Origin of the sequence: Methanobrevibacter cuticularis (assembly GCF_001639285.1) — an archaeon.
GTDB lineage: Archaea > Methanobacteriota > Methanobacteria > Methanobacteriales > Methanobacteriaceae > Methanobaculum > Methanobaculum cuticulare.
In genome coordinates, this window is the sequence record NZ_LWMW01000098.1 from 85,593 (window position 1) to 100,534 (window position 14,942).

General features: G+C 26.6%; 14 protein-coding genes. 13 read left to right on the forward strand and 1 reads right to left on the reverse strand.

Annotated features, from left to right (window positions below; translation table 11 throughout):
- Positions 1 to 470: 470 nt before the first annotated feature.
- Positions 471 to 785 carry a UPF0058 family protein gene (locus tag MBCUT_RS05305; RefSeq protein ID WP_067259646.1) on the reverse strand — a complete coding sequence of 105 codons (315 nt, stop codon included), beginning with the start codon at positions 783 to 785 and terminating at the stop codon, positions 471 to 473.
- 399 nt (positions 786 to 1,184) lie between these two features.
- Between MBCUT_RS05305 and hisD the strand changes: the two genes are divergently transcribed.
- The 13 genes from hisD to MBCUT_RS10865 all read left to right on the forward strand — a co-directional run bounded on the left by hisD (position 1,185) and on the right by MBCUT_RS10865 (position 14,769).
- Positions 1,185 to 2,483: a histidinol dehydrogenase gene (gene hisD, locus MBCUT_RS05310; RefSeq protein WP_067259647.1), complete on the forward strand. Its 1,299-nt coding sequence runs from the start codon at positions 1,185 to 1,187 to the stop codon at positions 2,481 to 2,483.
- Positions 2,484 to 3,094: 611 nt separating this feature from the next.
- Positions 3,095 to 4,414 (forward strand): aspartate--tRNA(Asn) ligase, encoded by a 1,320-nt coding sequence (aspS, locus tag MBCUT_RS05315; RefSeq protein WP_067259648.1) that lies wholly within the window; start codon positions 3,095 to 3,097, stop codon positions 4,412 to 4,414.
- A 362-nt stretch (positions 4,415 to 4,776) separates the two neighbouring features.
- The gene (locus MBCUT_RS05320; protein ID WP_067259663.1) at positions 4,777 to 5,448 is read left to right on the forward strand and encodes a queuosine precursor transporter; all 672 of its coding nucleotides are present in this window, start codon (positions 4,777 to 4,779) and stop codon (positions 5,446 to 5,448) included.
- A gap of 461 nt (positions 5,449 to 5,909) precedes the next feature.
- A complete protein-coding gene (locus tag MBCUT_RS05325) occupies positions 5,910 to 6,146 on the forward strand; it encodes a hypothetical protein (RefSeq protein WP_067259649.1) in 237 nt (78 codons plus the stop codon).
- Positions 6,118 to 6,414, forward strand: a complete 297-nt coding sequence (locus MBCUT_RS05330) for a type II toxin-antitoxin system RelE family toxin (protein WP_067259650.1) — start codon at positions 6,118 to 6,120, stop codon at positions 6,412 to 6,414. Before MBCUT_RS05325 ends, MBCUT_RS05330 begins: the two co-directional genes overlap by 29 nt.
- A 589-nt stretch (positions 6,415 to 7,003) precedes the next feature.
- Complete coding sequence (locus MBCUT_RS05335; RefSeq protein ID WP_067259651.1) at positions 7,004 to 7,297, forward strand: hypothetical protein; 294 nt, start codon at positions 7,004 to 7,006, stop codon at positions 7,295 to 7,297.
- Complete coding sequence (locus MBCUT_RS05340) at positions 7,275 to 7,559, forward strand: type II toxin-antitoxin system RelE family toxin (RefSeq protein ID WP_067259652.1); 285 nt, start codon at positions 7,275 to 7,277, stop codon at positions 7,557 to 7,559. Before MBCUT_RS05335 ends, MBCUT_RS05340 begins: the two co-directional genes overlap by 23 nt.
- Positions 7,560 to 7,978: 419 nt before the next feature.
- Positions 7,979 to 8,329, forward strand: coding sequence for a queuosine precursor transporter (locus tag MBCUT_RS11720; RefSeq protein WP_067259653.1), 351 nt, complete (start codon positions 7,979 to 7,981; stop codon positions 8,327 to 8,329).
- 100 nt (positions 8,330 to 8,429) lie between these two features.
- Positions 8,430 to 9,680 (forward strand): tRNA guanosine(34) transglycosylase Tgt, encoded by a 1,251-nt coding sequence (gene tgt / locus MBCUT_RS05350; RefSeq protein ID WP_067259654.1) that lies wholly within the window; start codon positions 8,430 to 8,432, stop codon positions 9,678 to 9,680.
- A gap of 310 nt (positions 9,681 to 9,990) precedes the next feature.
- Positions 9,991 to 11,361, forward strand: coding sequence for a BaiN/RdsA family NAD(P)/FAD-dependent oxidoreductase (locus MBCUT_RS05355; protein ID WP_067259655.1), 1,371 nt, complete (start codon positions 9,991 to 9,993; stop codon positions 11,359 to 11,361).
- A gap of 379 nt (positions 11,362 to 11,740) precedes the next feature.
- Positions 11,741 to 12,370, forward strand: a complete 630-nt coding sequence (locus MBCUT_RS05360) for a cobalt-precorrin-8 methylmutase (RefSeq protein WP_067259656.1) — start codon at positions 11,741 to 11,743, stop codon at positions 12,368 to 12,370.
- A gap of 194 nt (positions 12,371 to 12,564) precedes the next feature.
- Positions 12,565 to 13,830: a glutamate-1-semialdehyde 2,1-aminomutase gene (hemL, locus tag MBCUT_RS05365; RefSeq protein ID WP_067259657.1), complete on the forward strand. Its 1,266-nt coding sequence runs from the start codon at positions 12,565 to 12,567 to the stop codon at positions 13,828 to 13,830.
- Positions 13,831 to 14,628: 798 nt separating this feature from the next.
- A complete protein-coding gene (locus MBCUT_RS10865; protein ID WP_157082495.1) occupies positions 14,629 to 14,769 on the forward strand; it encodes a hypothetical protein in 141 nt (46 codons plus the stop codon).
- Positions 14,770 to 14,942: the final 173 nt, after the last annotated feature.

The following is a 14,942-nucleotide window of genomic DNA, read 5'->3' on the forward strand; positions in this document are numbered from 1 at the left end:
ACAAACACATTAAAAAAGGAATCAAAAAATATTCAGAACAAACAATGCAGTACAAAGTTTTTATACAGTACAGAGTTTTTATAAATCACAACAAGAAAAATGATACTAAATCAATCAAATAAAAGATATTACTCAAAATTAGACATTTTCAAGAAACTTAAAGAAATAGAAAGGAGAATAAAAAAAGTTAAAAGATTAATATAAATTTTTATTATTTTGTGCTGTAAACATATGTCGTTGTCAATAATTACTTTGAATATAGATCTCTTTAAGGATAATCATTAAGTAGAAATAATTATATATACCTCCCTATGATATAATCATTAAGTAGAAATAATTAAAAATAATATTAGAAATTGATTTTAATTTATTTAATTAAAACTTAATAATATTTTTTTTAATCAATTTTAATTTTTATTAATGTTATTTTACTATTAAAGCCTTAAAAATGCTAGTTTAACCAACTTTTATTACTTTGATTCAACTTGGATAGTGTCTGATTCTATTTTCAATTCCTTTCTAGATCTTTTCACTAATTCATATAAAGCAGTAGAAACATTAGATTGTCCAGTATCAGCATTATTATTCAAAATAACTTCTGAAATTGTATTTGAAAGCACAAAAATTGCATGCTTATGCTCTGCTTTTGTTCTATGAATATGATGAGGACTTATATTTAGAGAAAAGTATTCACTACAGGAACTTTGTATCTCATTGTTTTTTTCTAAGTATTTCAAAACATAAACTAAAAATTGATGCATCTGAATCATTTCATCCTTATACATACACATTATACCTCTTATCTCTCTTTAGCTTAATATATTTATTTTTTCTATAAATTTAGTAATTACTATACAAAAGTATATCAACTAATTAATTTCTAGAATTTTGGATATAATCTACTTTTTATTTTTGTATTATTTAAAATTGTTGTTAAAATTTAAAAATAATAAAAATATAATATGATAATATAAACAAAAAGTTATTACATTATTGAAATAATAATTTTATCATTAATTTTATAATAATGTCATACTTTAATTATATATTATTAATTTATAAATATCATACTATTATAAATATCATACTATAATAATAGTTGTTAAATATAATCAGTTTGAAAATACAGATAGTTTCAAATATAAATTTCGTAAATAAATTTCACATATTAATAGTTGATTCAAATGGAAATTTTAGAGTATAAAAGAGAAAATGTGAATGAAATCGTAAAAAGATCACAAAATGATGTTAATAATGTTTTAGATATAGTTTCTGATATATTAAAAGATGTAAAGGAATATGGAGATTCTGCTATTGAAAAATACACTGAAAAATTTGATAAAGTTCGAATTGATGCATTAGAATTAAAAGTTTCTAAAGAAGAAATAGAAAATAGCTATTCTAATTTAGATGATTCATTAATAAATGCAATTGAAAAAGCAGCAGCAAACATAAAAAAATTCCATAACAATCAAATTCCAAAGCAATGGTCAATGGAAATATCCAAAGGAATTGATGCTGGACAAATTATTAGGCCAATCAACAGTGTAGGCTGTTATATTCCAGGGGGAAGAGCTGCTTATCCTTCAACCATATTAATGACAGTTATTCCTGCAAAAATAGCTGGAGTAAAAAAGATAATATGTTGTTCCCCTCCTCAAGAGAATGGAAAAATAATGGATGCTATTTTAGTAGCTGCAGACATCGCTGGAGCAGATGAAATTTATAAAGTTGGAGGAAGTCAAGCTATTGGTGCTATGGCATATGGAACAAAAACTATTCCAAAGGTTGAAAAGATAGTTGGTCCAGGAAATATATTTGTTACAGGGGCAAAAAAACTGGTCTATGGTGAAGTAGATATTGAATTTCCAGCAGGTCCTTCTGAAGTCTTGATATTAGGGGATGAAACAGCTAATCCTGAATATATAGCTCATGACATATTATCTCAGGCTGAGCATGATCCAAATGCTTCTTGTTTCTTAGTAACAGAAGATGAAAAATTAGCCAAAAAAACAAAAGAGAAGATAGAAGAACTAGAAAAACTTGCCATTAGAAAAGAAATAATAGAAGAATCATTAAATAAATATGGGAAAATCATACTTACAAATTCATTAGAGGAATCCATTGAATTAGCTAATGAATATGCTCCAGAACACTTAATACTAATGGTGAAAGAAAAGAATGAAAATAAAATACTAAAAGAAATCAAAAATGCAGGGTCGATTTTCTTAGGAAATTATTCTCCAGTGGCTGCTGGAGATTATGGGTCTGGAACTAACCATGTTCTTCCAACTGCAGGGGGAGCAAAGATGTACTCTGGCTTATCAACAGAATCGTTTCTTAAAAAACCTACCTTTCAGAAACTCACTAAAGAAGGATTAAAATCTTTAGAAGATGTTATAGTTCCACTAGCTGAATATGAAGGTTTTCATGCCCATGCTGATTCTGTAAAAGTTAGGTTAAATAGATTAAATAAAGAATAATCTATAAGAAATAAAGAAAAAACACAGAAAAAATACCACAAAAAAATAAACAGAGAAAATACAGAAAAAATACCACAAAAAAATAAAAAGAAAAAATACAGACAAAATACTAGAAAAAATAAAAAGAGAAAATACAGACAAAATACCACAAAAAATAAAAAAATAAAAAAATTAAAAAGATTAAATATAATAAAGATAAAGAAAATAAAAATAAAACTCAAAATAAAAAAATAGATGGAAAAAGAGTAATTTCTAAAGTAATAATTCATATATTATCTATTTTTATTAATAATTTATTATAGGTGCTAATTATTATTATATATGTTAATTAATGGGAAGTATATTTTTTATTAATATTGTTATTATGTTAATTAATGGGAAGTGTATTTTTTATTAATATTGTTATTATGTTAATTAATGGGAAGTGTATTTTTTATTAATATTGTTATTATGTTAATTAATGAGAAGTATATTTTTTATTAATATTATTATATATGTTAATTAATGAAAAATATATTATTATTAAAATTTATAATTAAAACCTATAAAAATAAAAAGTATGTAAAGGTAAGAATTTATAAAAATATTATAACTTATTAAAAGGTGAAAAATTGACAAGATTATCAAATGATTGGAGAAGAACTCATTATACTAAAGATGTAGATGAAAGTTTAACTGGTGAAAACATTACAGTTATGGGATGGATTCATGAAATTAGAGACCTTGGAGGAATAATATTTGTACTTATCAGAGATAGGGATGGGATGATTCAGTTAACTGCTCCAAGTAAAGAAATAGATGATGAATTATTAGAGCAAATAAGAAAACTAAGAAAAGAATCAGTCATAGGCTTAAAAGGAACTGTTCAAGAAAGTGGAAAAGCACCAAATGGTGCTGAAATTATCCCATCTGAAATTAAAGTCTTTAGTTTAGCTAATCAGCCTTTACCAATGGATCCAACAGAGAAAGTTAAGGCAGAAATCGATACACGCCTTGATTCCAGATTCATTGACCTTAGAAAACCATCTGTAAGTGCAATATTTAAAATAAAGAGTAAAATGCTTCATACAGTTAGAACTTTCTTTGAAGAAAATGGATACTTAGAAGTTAACACTCCAAAACTCGTGGCTTCAGCTACTGAAGGAGGAACAGAATTATTTCCAATCACTTACTTTGAAAAAGAAGCATTTCTTGGCCAAAGTCCACAATTATACAAACAAATGATGATGTCGGCTGGATTTGATAAAGTTTATGAGATAGCTCAAATATTTAGGGCAGAAGAACATGATACTCTCCGTCATTTAAATGAAGCTATTTCCATTGATATGGAAGCATCTTTCATGGATGATGTTGATGTTATGAAAGTTTTAAATGATCTTGTTCAAGAAGTAATCATCAATGTTAAAAATGATTGTAAAGAAGAACTAAAAACCCTTGAAGTAGACTTAGCTACACCTGAGGGGCATTTTGAAATTGTAAATTATGATGATGCTGTTGATATGATAAATTCTAGAAATGTTCCAATGGAATGGGGAGAAGATCTATCAAGAGCAGCTGAAAAGGTGCTTGGTGATATGATGGACGGATACTATTTCTTAACCGAATGGCCAACAGAAATAAAGCCATTTTATGTAATGCCAAATGAGAAAAACCCAATTAAAAGTCATGCATTTGATTTAATGTATAAAGACCTTGAAATATCTTCAGGAGCTATGAGGGTTCACCAACACGACCTCTTAAGAGAAAAAATAGCTGAAAAAGGATTAAATCCTGATGCATTTGGGGGATATTTAAAAGCATTTGAATATGGAATGCCTCCTCACTCAGGTTGGGGTCTTGGAGCTGATAGATTTAATATGACTCTAACAGGACTAGAAAATATTAGAGAAACGGTCTTATTCCCAAGAGATAGACGTAGACTAACTCCTTAGTCTTTCTTTTAATATTGTATTTATTTTTATTTAGTTTATCTTTATTTAGTTTATTGTGTCTAACTTTTGATGTTTTTGAAGTAATTAGCAAGATTAGCTATTTGTTTCTTAGCTATTCTTTAGATATGACTCATTGTTTATCTTTTAGATATATATTTTTCATTATTTTCTCTAAAATCATATAAAATATTATATATTAGTTTAAACTACTATATCATTAGTAATTAAAAGAATTAACACCATAAGAATAATTTAATAGTCTTAATAATCTTAATAATCTTAATAACATTATTAATAGATTAAACTTGATTAATTTTGAACTTACAAATTAAAAGAGAGGAATGATGTTGAAAGAAAGAATAATGTTGAATTTGCTTAACAAGTTAAAAATTTCTAAAGCAGAACTTTTTGCAATTTTAACAGCTCTATCAGCAACGGTTTTAATTGTCAGCAATCTTGCTAGCACTAAAATGTTTGATTTTTTTGGAACTGGGTTAGTTTGGGATGGTGGTGCGATACTTTTTCCTCTTTCTTATATTTTAGGAGATGTAATCGCTGAACTTTATGGTTTTAAGTGTGCAAAAAAAGTTATCTGGACTGCATTTGCAATGAATTTGATAGCTGTTTTGGCATTGTTTATTGTTCAACTTTTACCTCCAGGTCCGGGATGGGGAAATCAGGTAGCATATGAATCAATTATAGGTTTCATGCCTCGTATTGTTGCTGGTAGTTTGATTGCCTTTGTTACTGGGCAAATTCTTAATGCTTATGTTTTTATAAAGATTAAAGAGATTACTAAAGGTAAGCACCTTTGGCAGCGAGCAATTGGTTCTAGTTTGGTTGGTGACTTGGTCGATACTATGATTTTCACTACCATTGCATTTATTGGTACAATCTCAACTCCTCAATTTATGGGATTGTTGGTAATTGCATATGTTTCAAAAATCGTCGGTGAGACAGTACTGTTACCAGTGACTTATGGTGTTATTAATTTATGTAAAAAATTGGTGGAAAATGAAAAAGAATCAGGTTGAGGTCTGGACTTCATTTTCTGGGCTTAAAAATTAGAAATATATGCTCGCAAAAGTGAGAATATAATAATTTTTATAAAAATTGGATATGCTAAAGTAAAATGGAATAAAGGATAATAAAAATAAGAATAGAGTAAAGGCATTAATTAAAATGCATTCAACTTCATTAATAACATTAGTTTAATGTAGTATATAAATTTATATATGTTGTAATTATTAGTCTTTTATATATTGGAATAGTAGTGTATTAATATAAAATAGTGAAGTAGCTATAAAAAAGTTGTAGAGTGTATATTGTAGAAAAAATATAGTAATTTTTTAGATTTTTTATATTAGATGCTTAGTCATTTTCAATTATTATTTATCATTTAAAAAATCTTGTGATAATGAAAGTAATGTTAGCTAAAAATTAATTAATTATAAATATTTGATAAAACAATAATATATTTATAGGTGTGATATATATGGACATTAATGTTAAGATTGATAGTAATATATTTAATGGCATTAAAAAATTAGCTTCTGAAAAAAACACTACTGAAGAAGCATTTATTAATAAATCTTTAGAGAAAATAATTAAAGAGCATGATTGTGAAAAGTTTCACAAAGGAATAGATAAAATTCATGAAAAAATGGATGGGGGAAATTATATAGAGTTGGATGTTGATAAACTTGAAGAAAGATATAAGTTTCAAGATTAAAGTTTATCCACAAGTTGATAAGTTTCTCAAGAGATTATCTAAAAAAGACCCACTGAATTTAAAACAAGTTATGGGAAGCATTCGAGAAATCGAAAAAGAACCATATAAATATGGGTTCATTCAAGGTAGTGTAAAAGCTAGGAAAAAAAGAAAAGGAGATTATCGTATTATTTATATGGTAGATGATTCAACCAATCCTCCAGAAATATTGATTTTTCAAGCAGAGCATAGAAAAAAGGTTTATAAAAATATAGAAGATTTACTATAATTTTTTACATTATTTTTTAAATTTTAATATTATTATTATTTATTTTTCTTTTTAATTGTTATAGATTTAACTTAGGATTTTTTATATGCTTTTTCCCATATCTTATTTTTTTTCTAGTTAAAATTTTTTTTCTTATATGAGGCTGGGTCACAACACATATTTTTAAATTTTAGCTATTTTAAAATTCTATAAAAATATTTTAAATTTTTCATATATCTTAATTTTAGTTTTAATTAATAAAATAATAATTATTAAATTTTAATTTTAATTTTAAATGAAAATTAGATTATTAAATCAAATTTAAATGAATCAAATTTTTCTTGAAAATAATTGTGTCCCATCCTCATATGTTCTTACCATATTTTGATACACATTGTACTAATTTAGCAGGTTTTTTTTTATTTGGGAGAGAAGTTGGTAGCATACTATATAAAATAGTGAAGTAGCTATAAAAAAGTTGTAGCTGGTGTATATTGTAGAAAAAATATGGTGTTTTTTTGTTTTTTAATTTTATCTATAGTAGCCCAAAAAAGAATTAATTATAAATATCTGTTAATATATACATTAGTATGTTAAAAAGGTGAATGATATGAGTAGTGTAATGGATAAAGTTAATCCTAATTTATTAAAAACTATTAGTAAAATAGCTAAGAGAGAAAATACTACTGAAGAAGCTATCATTAATGAATCTCTAGAAAGAACAATTGAAGAAAAAGAAATAGAGGAAGAAAAATTGAAATATCGAGTGGGCATTCCAATAGAGGTTGTTGCAGAAGAGTTTGGAGAAACACCTGAAGAATTTATTAAAAAATTACAAGAAGCCGAAGCCGAAGAAAGCATACCTTTGGATGTGGATAAGCTTGAAAAAGAACTCAGACTATAATTTAGTTATTAAACCTTCTGCTAAAAGATACTTAATTAAATTATCTAAGAAAAATAAAAAAGATTCTAAACTATTATTGAAATCCATTAAAAAAATCCCTAATAATCCATATAATTCTATTAGCCTAAAAAGTAGGGTTAATAAAGAAAGAAGAGTTAGAACTGGAGATTATAGAATTATTTTTAAAATAATTGAAGATGAAAATCCTTCTGTAATTGAAATAATTCGTATAGGTAAAAGAGCATCTATTTATAAAAAGTAAGATTATTATTATTTTTTTATTATTGTTTTTAACTAACATTCTTAGTTTTTCATTTTTTAATTTACTTATTAGTATTTTTTAGCTATTTTTTTATAACAATGTTTTATTTTAGTTAATACTCTATCTAAGTAAAACTATTGCCAATTGTATTATAAGTATTAAAATAAAAGAAGATAATCTTCTCATTTTTTTATAAAAAATTATATATATCTTAAAATTAGAAGTAAAACTAGAAAAGAGTATTTCTATTCTTGGTGGAAACAGTTCTATTATGAGCTCCTATTTTATTTTAAAGTGAGAAAAAACAGTATATTCCCCTTTTTATATTAACTGTGTCTTACTGCCATGTTTAGTTTGGGATGGTGGTGCAATACTTTTCCCTGTTTCTTATATTATGGGAGATATAACTACTGAGATTTTTGGCTTTAAAAGGCCAAAAAAGTCATCTGGACAGCATTTGCTATGAATTTAGTCGCTGTTTTGGCATTGTTTATTGTTCAAATTTTACCCTCAAGTCCGGCTGGGGAAATCAGGTAGCATATGAAACAATTATAGGTTTTATGCCACGTATTGTCGCTGCTAGTTTGATTGCATTTGTATGTGGACAAATTCTTAATGCTTATGTTTTTGTTAAAATTAAAAAAATCACTAAAGGGAAGCATCTTTGGCAGCGGGCAACTGGTTCAAGTTTAGTTGGTGACTTGGTTGATACCATGATTTTCACCACTATTGCTTTCATTGGTACAATTTCAACCATGCAATTTTTTTGATTGTTGGTTATAGCATATATTTCAAAAATTGTTGGTGAAACATTATTATTATTACCAGTGACTTATGCTGTTATTATTTTATGTAAAAAATTGGTGGAAAATGAAACATAATCAACAGAATCAATTTAGTTTCGAAATTAATGCTAAAATTCCAGATGCATTAGGCAGAGCTGGTATTATTCATACTCCTAATGGTGATATTGCTACACCAACTTTTGTGGTGGTTGGCACATATGCTAAAGTTAAGTTCTTAGAACCTTCTAAATTTCATAATATTGGTGCTCAAGCAATGATTAGCAATGGATTTCATTTATCGAAAATTGCGGATGAAATTGAACAAGCTGGAGGTTTGTCCAAATATTCCAAATACAATTGTCCCACTATAACGGATAGTGGTGGATTTCAAGTCATGTCCTTTGGTAGTGGTTTAGGTAAGGTTATTTCGATGGATAAACGAAATATTGCTCGTGAACAATTTAAAGCAGAAAACAAAAAGCGTTTAGCAAGAGTAACAGAAGAAGGAGTATATTTCAAGAGGAATGAAAGTCAAGAAGAAAAACTTTTCACACCAGAATATTCCATGGAATTTCAACATAAAATTGGTGCTGATATCATCATGGCATTTGATGAATTGACTAACATTGGTGATAGTAGGAAATATAATGAAGAAGCACTTAACCGTACACATAGATGGGGAGTTCGGTGTTTAACTGAACATAAAAAATTGACTCGTGAAAGTATTGGTAAACCTTACCAAGGACTTTTTGCTGTGTTACAAGGTGCACATTATAAAGATTTACGGGAAAAAGCTGCTCGTGAATTAGGAGCAATGGATTTTGATGGATATGGTTTAGGTGGTGCCTTTGAAAAAGAACATCTATCAGATATTTTGTTTTGGACGAATTCGATTTTGCCAGAATCAAAACCTCGACACCTCCTTGGTCTTTCCAAACCAGATGATATTTTTGCTGGAGTAGAAAATGGATGTGACACTTTTGATTGTGTGGCACCAACTCGAGAGGCAAGGCACGGAAAAGTTTACACTCTGGATGGAGATATTAATCTAAGAAATGCAAAATTTGCAGATGATCCATTGAATTTGTTTAAGGGTTGTGAGTGTCCAACTTGTAAATCTCATTACACACGAGGGGAAATTCGCAAATTACTAAAAAATAAAGATGGTTTAAAAAATGAAAAACAAATTGTTGCAGATAAACAACTTGCTATACAACTTATAACAATTCATAATGTCTATTTCATTATTAAACTCACCCAACAAATCCGTCAATCTATTATGGATGGAAACTTTTTTAATTTCCGTGACAAATGGTTAAAAAGATATTATAAATAGGCTAAAACTTCAAACCATGAAATAGTAAATTATGATAAAATAGAAGTCTTAATTTAAAGTAAATATGACATGGTTAAAGTAAATAAAACTTAATTTAAAGTAAATATGGCGTGGTTAAAGTAAATAAAACTTAATTTAAAGTAAATATGGCGTGGTTAAAGTAAATAAAACTTAATTTAAAGTAAATATGGCGTGGTTAAAGTAAATAAAACTTAATTTAAAGTAAATAGGAAAACAATGAAAAACTATATAAAGTATATATGATATGGTTAAAGTAAATAAAACTTAATTTAAAGTAAATAGGAAAACAATGAAAAACTATAAAGTAGCTATTATAGGCGGAGGACCAGCTGGAATGATGGCCGCAATATCCACTGCACAAGAACTAAAAGGGAAAAGTAATGTAGTTGTTATTGAAAAAAATGAAAGTTTAGGAAAAAAACTACTCTTAACTGGAGGAGGTAGGTGTAATATAACGAACTTATCTCATATAAAAAAATTTCTAGGTAAATTTGAAAAAGAAGATAAACTTTTCCTAAAGCATGCTTTTTACACATTTGATAACAAAAAACTACTTTCTCTTTTTGAATCAGAAGGATTAGAGTTTAAAGAAGAAGAGAACCATAAGTGTTTTCCAATCACTGATGATTCAAATTCAATATTAAAGATACTAAAAGATTATTTAGATGAATTAAATGTAGATATTTTAGTAAAGAATTCTGTAAAATATATAATCAATAATAATGAAAAAAAAGATAATTTCATTAAAAAAAATATTTTTAAAATTAAAACAGAAAAAGAAACAATATATGCAGAAAAAGTAATATTAGCTACAGGAGGAATTAGTTATCCTCAAACTGGTTCAACAGGGGATGGATACAAAATAGCTGCTGATTTTGGTCATTCTTTAATTACTCCTAAACCAGGACTTATCTCTCTTAATGTTGAAAATAGCTATTTTAAACATTTATCAGGAATAACTTTTGAAAATATCGAAGTTTCATTCAAAACCAAAGGAAAAACTATTAAAACCAAAGGGAATGTTTTAATTACTCATTCTGGATTATCTGGACCAGCTATTTTAGATATAAGTAATTATATAGTTGAAAATATTGACAAAGAGGGGATTATTGATAAAAATAATGTTAATATTGAAAATAACAATCAAAATGATTTTTATAATGATTTTAACTATGATAACACATTTTTTGAAAATGTATTTGTTTCTTTAGATTTAATTCCTGATTTGAACAAAGAAGAATTAAATGAAAAGATGACAAAGGATTCTCAAGCTAATGGAAAAACAATGGTAAAAAATTATATGAAATATTATCTAAAAAATCGTTTTATTGATTCTTTTTTAAACATGATTGAAGTAAGTGGGAATAAAACACTGAGCAATATGACAAAAAATGATAAAAATAAAATAATAGCTAATTTGAAAGATTTAAATGTAAAAATAAACGGCATAATGCCTAAAGAAACATCTATGATTACTTGTGGTGGAATTAAAACAAATGAAATAAATTCAAAAACCATGAAATCAAAGTTATGCAATGGTCTTTATTTTGCAGGTGAATTGATTGAGTCATATGGTCCAACTGGAGGATATAATCTTCAAATAGCTTTTTCAACCGGATTTTTAGCTGGAAAATCAGTTGCTGATTCTATAAAAAATTAAAATATTAATCACCAATATTAAATAATTCAAATAAATGATTTAATGGATCTATTATAAATGAAAATAATAGATATAAAATTTCTAATTTTGTAATTGTAGTTTGTAATAAATTTCTATAAACTATTAATCAATAATTTAATTCTTCTAAACATAATAACGATAATAACAATAACAATAACAATAACAATAATAATAATAATAATAATTTCTTCATTAAAAAAGTCATATTAAAATTATTAATTGTATTTAAATATATAGTATAACAAGGACAATTTAATATCAAATATAATAATAAACATTAATATCAATATTAATATAAAATTAAATAATAATTATTTGTAATCATTGAATTTAAATAGAAATATTAAAAAGTGATAAAATGTTCATGGGTGCATCAACGAAACAAGGGCATGAAATAGCTGAGAAAAGTAGAGAAATAGTTAAATCTCTCATTGGGGATAAAATAGAAGGATTAAGCCCTGGAGAGCAGGATATAATAGAAAGAATTGTTCATTCAACAGCTGATCCTGAATATGCTGATCTTGTAGCTATTAGTCCAACCTTTCTAGAGGAAAGTTTAAAATCTTTAAAAAACGGTGAAGATATATTAACTGATATAAACATGGTAAAAGCAGGAATAACTCAATATGATGGAAATGTTGAATGTTTTATTAAAAATGAAGAAGTAATAAATATAGCTAAAAAGAATAAAATAACAAGGGCAGCTGCAGCTATTCAATACGCTTCAAACATAGGTTTTGAAGGAATAATAGCTATTGGAAATGCCCCAACGGCTCTTTATAAAGCTATTGATCTTTTTGAAAGAGATGAACTTGATGTTAAATCCATTGTAGGGGTTCCAGTTGGCTTTGTGGGAGCTGCTGATTCAAAAGAAGCTTTGCAAAAAAATAAAATTCCAAATATCATCATAAAGGGGCCAAAAGGTGGAACTCCTGTATGTTGTGCTATTATGAACTCACTTATTCAAACCATGAAGAAGAATAAATGAAGCTTTCATCAAGCAAAACAATTGAATTATTAAATTTATTAAAATAATAAATAAAATATTTTATCTGTGATAAGATGAATTTATTTTGAATATTAAATTTATTAAAATAATAAATAAAATCTTTTATCTGTGATAAGATGAATTTATTTTGAATATTAAATTTATTAAAATAACAATTTTTAATCTGTGATAAGATGAATTCAAAAGAATTATTTAAAGAATCTAAAAAATATTTACCTGGGGGAGTTGATTCTCCTGTTCGTGCATTTAAACCGAATCCTTTCTTTGTAGAAAGAGCAAAAGGTTCTAAGATATGGGATGTAGATGGAAATTTATATATAGATCATTGTTTGGCTTATGGACCTTTAATATTAGGTCATTGTAATTCTAAAATCATTGAAGATGTATATAAGCAAATTCAAAATGGAAGTAGCTATGGGGCACCTACAGAAAATGAAATAACCCTAGCTAAAATGGTAATAGGTAGGGTTCCTTGTGCAGAAATGGTGAGATTTGTAAATTCTGGAACTGAAGCTACCATGAGTGCCATAAGATTAGCTAGGGGATATACCCAAAAAAATAAAATAATAAAATTTAGTGGTAGTTATCATGGAGCACATGATTATGTTCTAGTAAAATCAGGCTCAGGAGCAGCTACATTGCCAGATTCTCTTGGAATTCCAGAAGATACTACAAAAAATACTCTATCTGTTCCTTTTAATGATCAAACGGCCTTAAGTAATTTAATTGCCAGAGAGAAAGACGAAATAGCTGCAATTATTGTAGAGCCTGTTATGGGGAATATTGGATGTGTGGAACCTAAAGAAGGATTTTTAGAGTTCTTAAGAGAAATTACAGAAAAAAATAACATCATATTAATTTTTGATGAAGTAATCACAGGTTTTAGACTTTCAGTTGGAGGAGCTCAGACTCATTACTCTGTAACACCAGATTTGGTCACATTTGGAAAAATACTTGGTGGAGGCTATCCAATCGGAGCCTTTGCAGGGAAAAGGGAGTTAATGGAAATGATTGCTCCATCAGGATCAGTTTATCAAGCTGGAACTTTTAATGGAAATCCAGTATCTGTAGCTGCTGGAATTTCAGCTTTGAATCAACTAGATCATAGTTTCTACAATGAATTAAATAAAAAAGGAGATTATTTAAGAAATCAAATATCTGAAACTATATATAACTTGGATTTAAACCTTCAAACTGTAGGACTTAGTTCAATGTTTCAAATATATTTCAATGAAAATCCAATTTTAAATTATGAAGATGCCAAGAAATCAGACACAGAAAAATTCTTAGTGTATTTTAGAGAATTAATGAAAAATGGTGTTTTCATTCCTCCAAGCCAATTTGAATGTAATTTTATTTCTAATGCTCATAATTATGAAGATTTAGAAAAAGTAGTAATAGCTATTGAAAATTCATTAAAAATAGCTTGGAATAAATAATAATACTAATAATCTTAATAATAATTACAATAGCTATTAATAATAGAATATAACGAGTCTTGATCAAAAGTCAAAGTTCTAGAAAAATAATTAAAAATAATTCTTATATTTATTACTTGAATTTAATGTGATTAGTGAATTTAGATTAATTTTTATAAATAATAGCTATTTAAATTTTAATCAATGTTTTAAAATGAAAAATAATCATTGAAATTCAAAATAAAGAAATTCAATTTGTGCAAAAAGACTTTTGACCATGACTTAGATCATGGACTTCTTTTTATTAATTCACTAATTCATTATATTATTTACTTAAAAATTCTCATAAATTTAAGCTTTAGGATTTTTATAAAAATCTTTTAGAAATTCTTAAAAACTTGTTATAAAATTATGACTCATAAGTTTTAATTATAACCTTATAAATTTTTGAGTAAACCCAATATACTCCTTTTTTGTTTCATTCTACCATTAATTTTTCTATATGTGATTATTAGTACTTTTTTCTAATCTTTTTTTTTTGTTAAGTGTCATGTGTTGTTTTTTCATAATCTTTTTTGGGGGATTGTGTGGATGTTCTTATTCTAAAATGAGATTTTTTTTCGCGTTTTGGATGAAATATTGTGAAAACTAGGATAAATTATATGTTTATAGCTCATTTTTTTCATAAAGTTTTTTTTATGATAGTATTATAAATGAAATGATGGGTGGGAATTGGGTGTGGGGGTTAGGTAGGTTGTTTTTGTATTATGTTGTTTTTTTGTATTTATTTTTGTGTTTTTTTGTTTGTGTGTTCTTTATATGTTTAGGGGGGGGGGGGTAGTCTATGGTTTTTGTTCTAAGTTGTGTTGTGTTTTTGTTTTTGTTTTGGGGTGTGTAGAAGTGATATCTTTATATATGGGTAATTGCTATAAGTATGTTTGTCCAGTGGTTAAAAGTTAATAGTTTAATAGGATACTAACTGTTCTTTAGATGACTAACAAGTTTTTTTATTTATTAATTAATAAGATATGGTTAGTAGTTGATTGTTAAGTGTTCTTAGTTTTTAATAGCTGGATGGTATGTTGAGATATTATATTTTAATGATGAGGTGAAAGATATTATGAATAAGTTTA

What these genes read in the sequence shown, in the direction of transcription:
- MBCUT_RS05320 (WP_067259663.1), top strand. Translation starts at nt 4,777, where the DNA reads ATGTTGAATTTGCTTAACAAGTTAAAAATTTCTAAAGCAGAACTTTTT.
- MBCUT_RS05305 (WP_067259646.1), bottom strand. Translation starts at nt 785, where the DNA reads ATGTATAAGGATGAAATGATTCAGATGCATCAATTTTTAGTTTATGTT.
- hemL (WP_067259657.1), top strand. Translation starts at nt 12,565, where the DNA reads ATGAATTCAAAAGAATTATTTAAAGAATCTAAAAAATATTTACCTGGG.
- hisD (WP_067259647.1), top strand. Translation starts at nt 1,185, where the DNA reads ATGGAAATTTTAGAGTATAAAAGAGAAAATGTGAATGAAATCGTAAAA.
- tgt (WP_067259654.1), top strand. Translation starts at nt 8,430, where the DNA reads ATGAAACATAATCAACAGAATCAATTTAGTTTCGAAATTAATGCTAAA.
- MBCUT_RS05355 (WP_067259655.1), top strand. Translation starts at nt 9,991, where the DNA reads ATGAAAAACTATAAAGTAGCTATTATAGGCGGAGGACCAGCTGGAATG.
- MBCUT_RS10865 (WP_157082495.1), top strand. Translation starts at nt 14,629, where the DNA reads ATGTTTAGGGGGGGGGGGGTAGTCTATGGTTTTTGTTCTAAGTTGTGT.
- MBCUT_RS05325 (WP_067259649.1), top strand. Translation starts at nt 5,910, where the DNA reads ATGGACATTAATGTTAAGATTGATAGTAATATATTTAATGGCATTAAA.
- MBCUT_RS05335 (WP_067259651.1), top strand. Translation starts at nt 7,004, where the DNA reads ATGAGTAGTGTAATGGATAAAGTTAATCCTAATTTATTAAAAACTATT.
- MBCUT_RS05360 (WP_067259656.1), top strand. Translation starts at nt 11,741, where the DNA reads ATGTTCATGGGTGCATCAACGAAACAAGGGCATGAAATAGCTGAGAAA.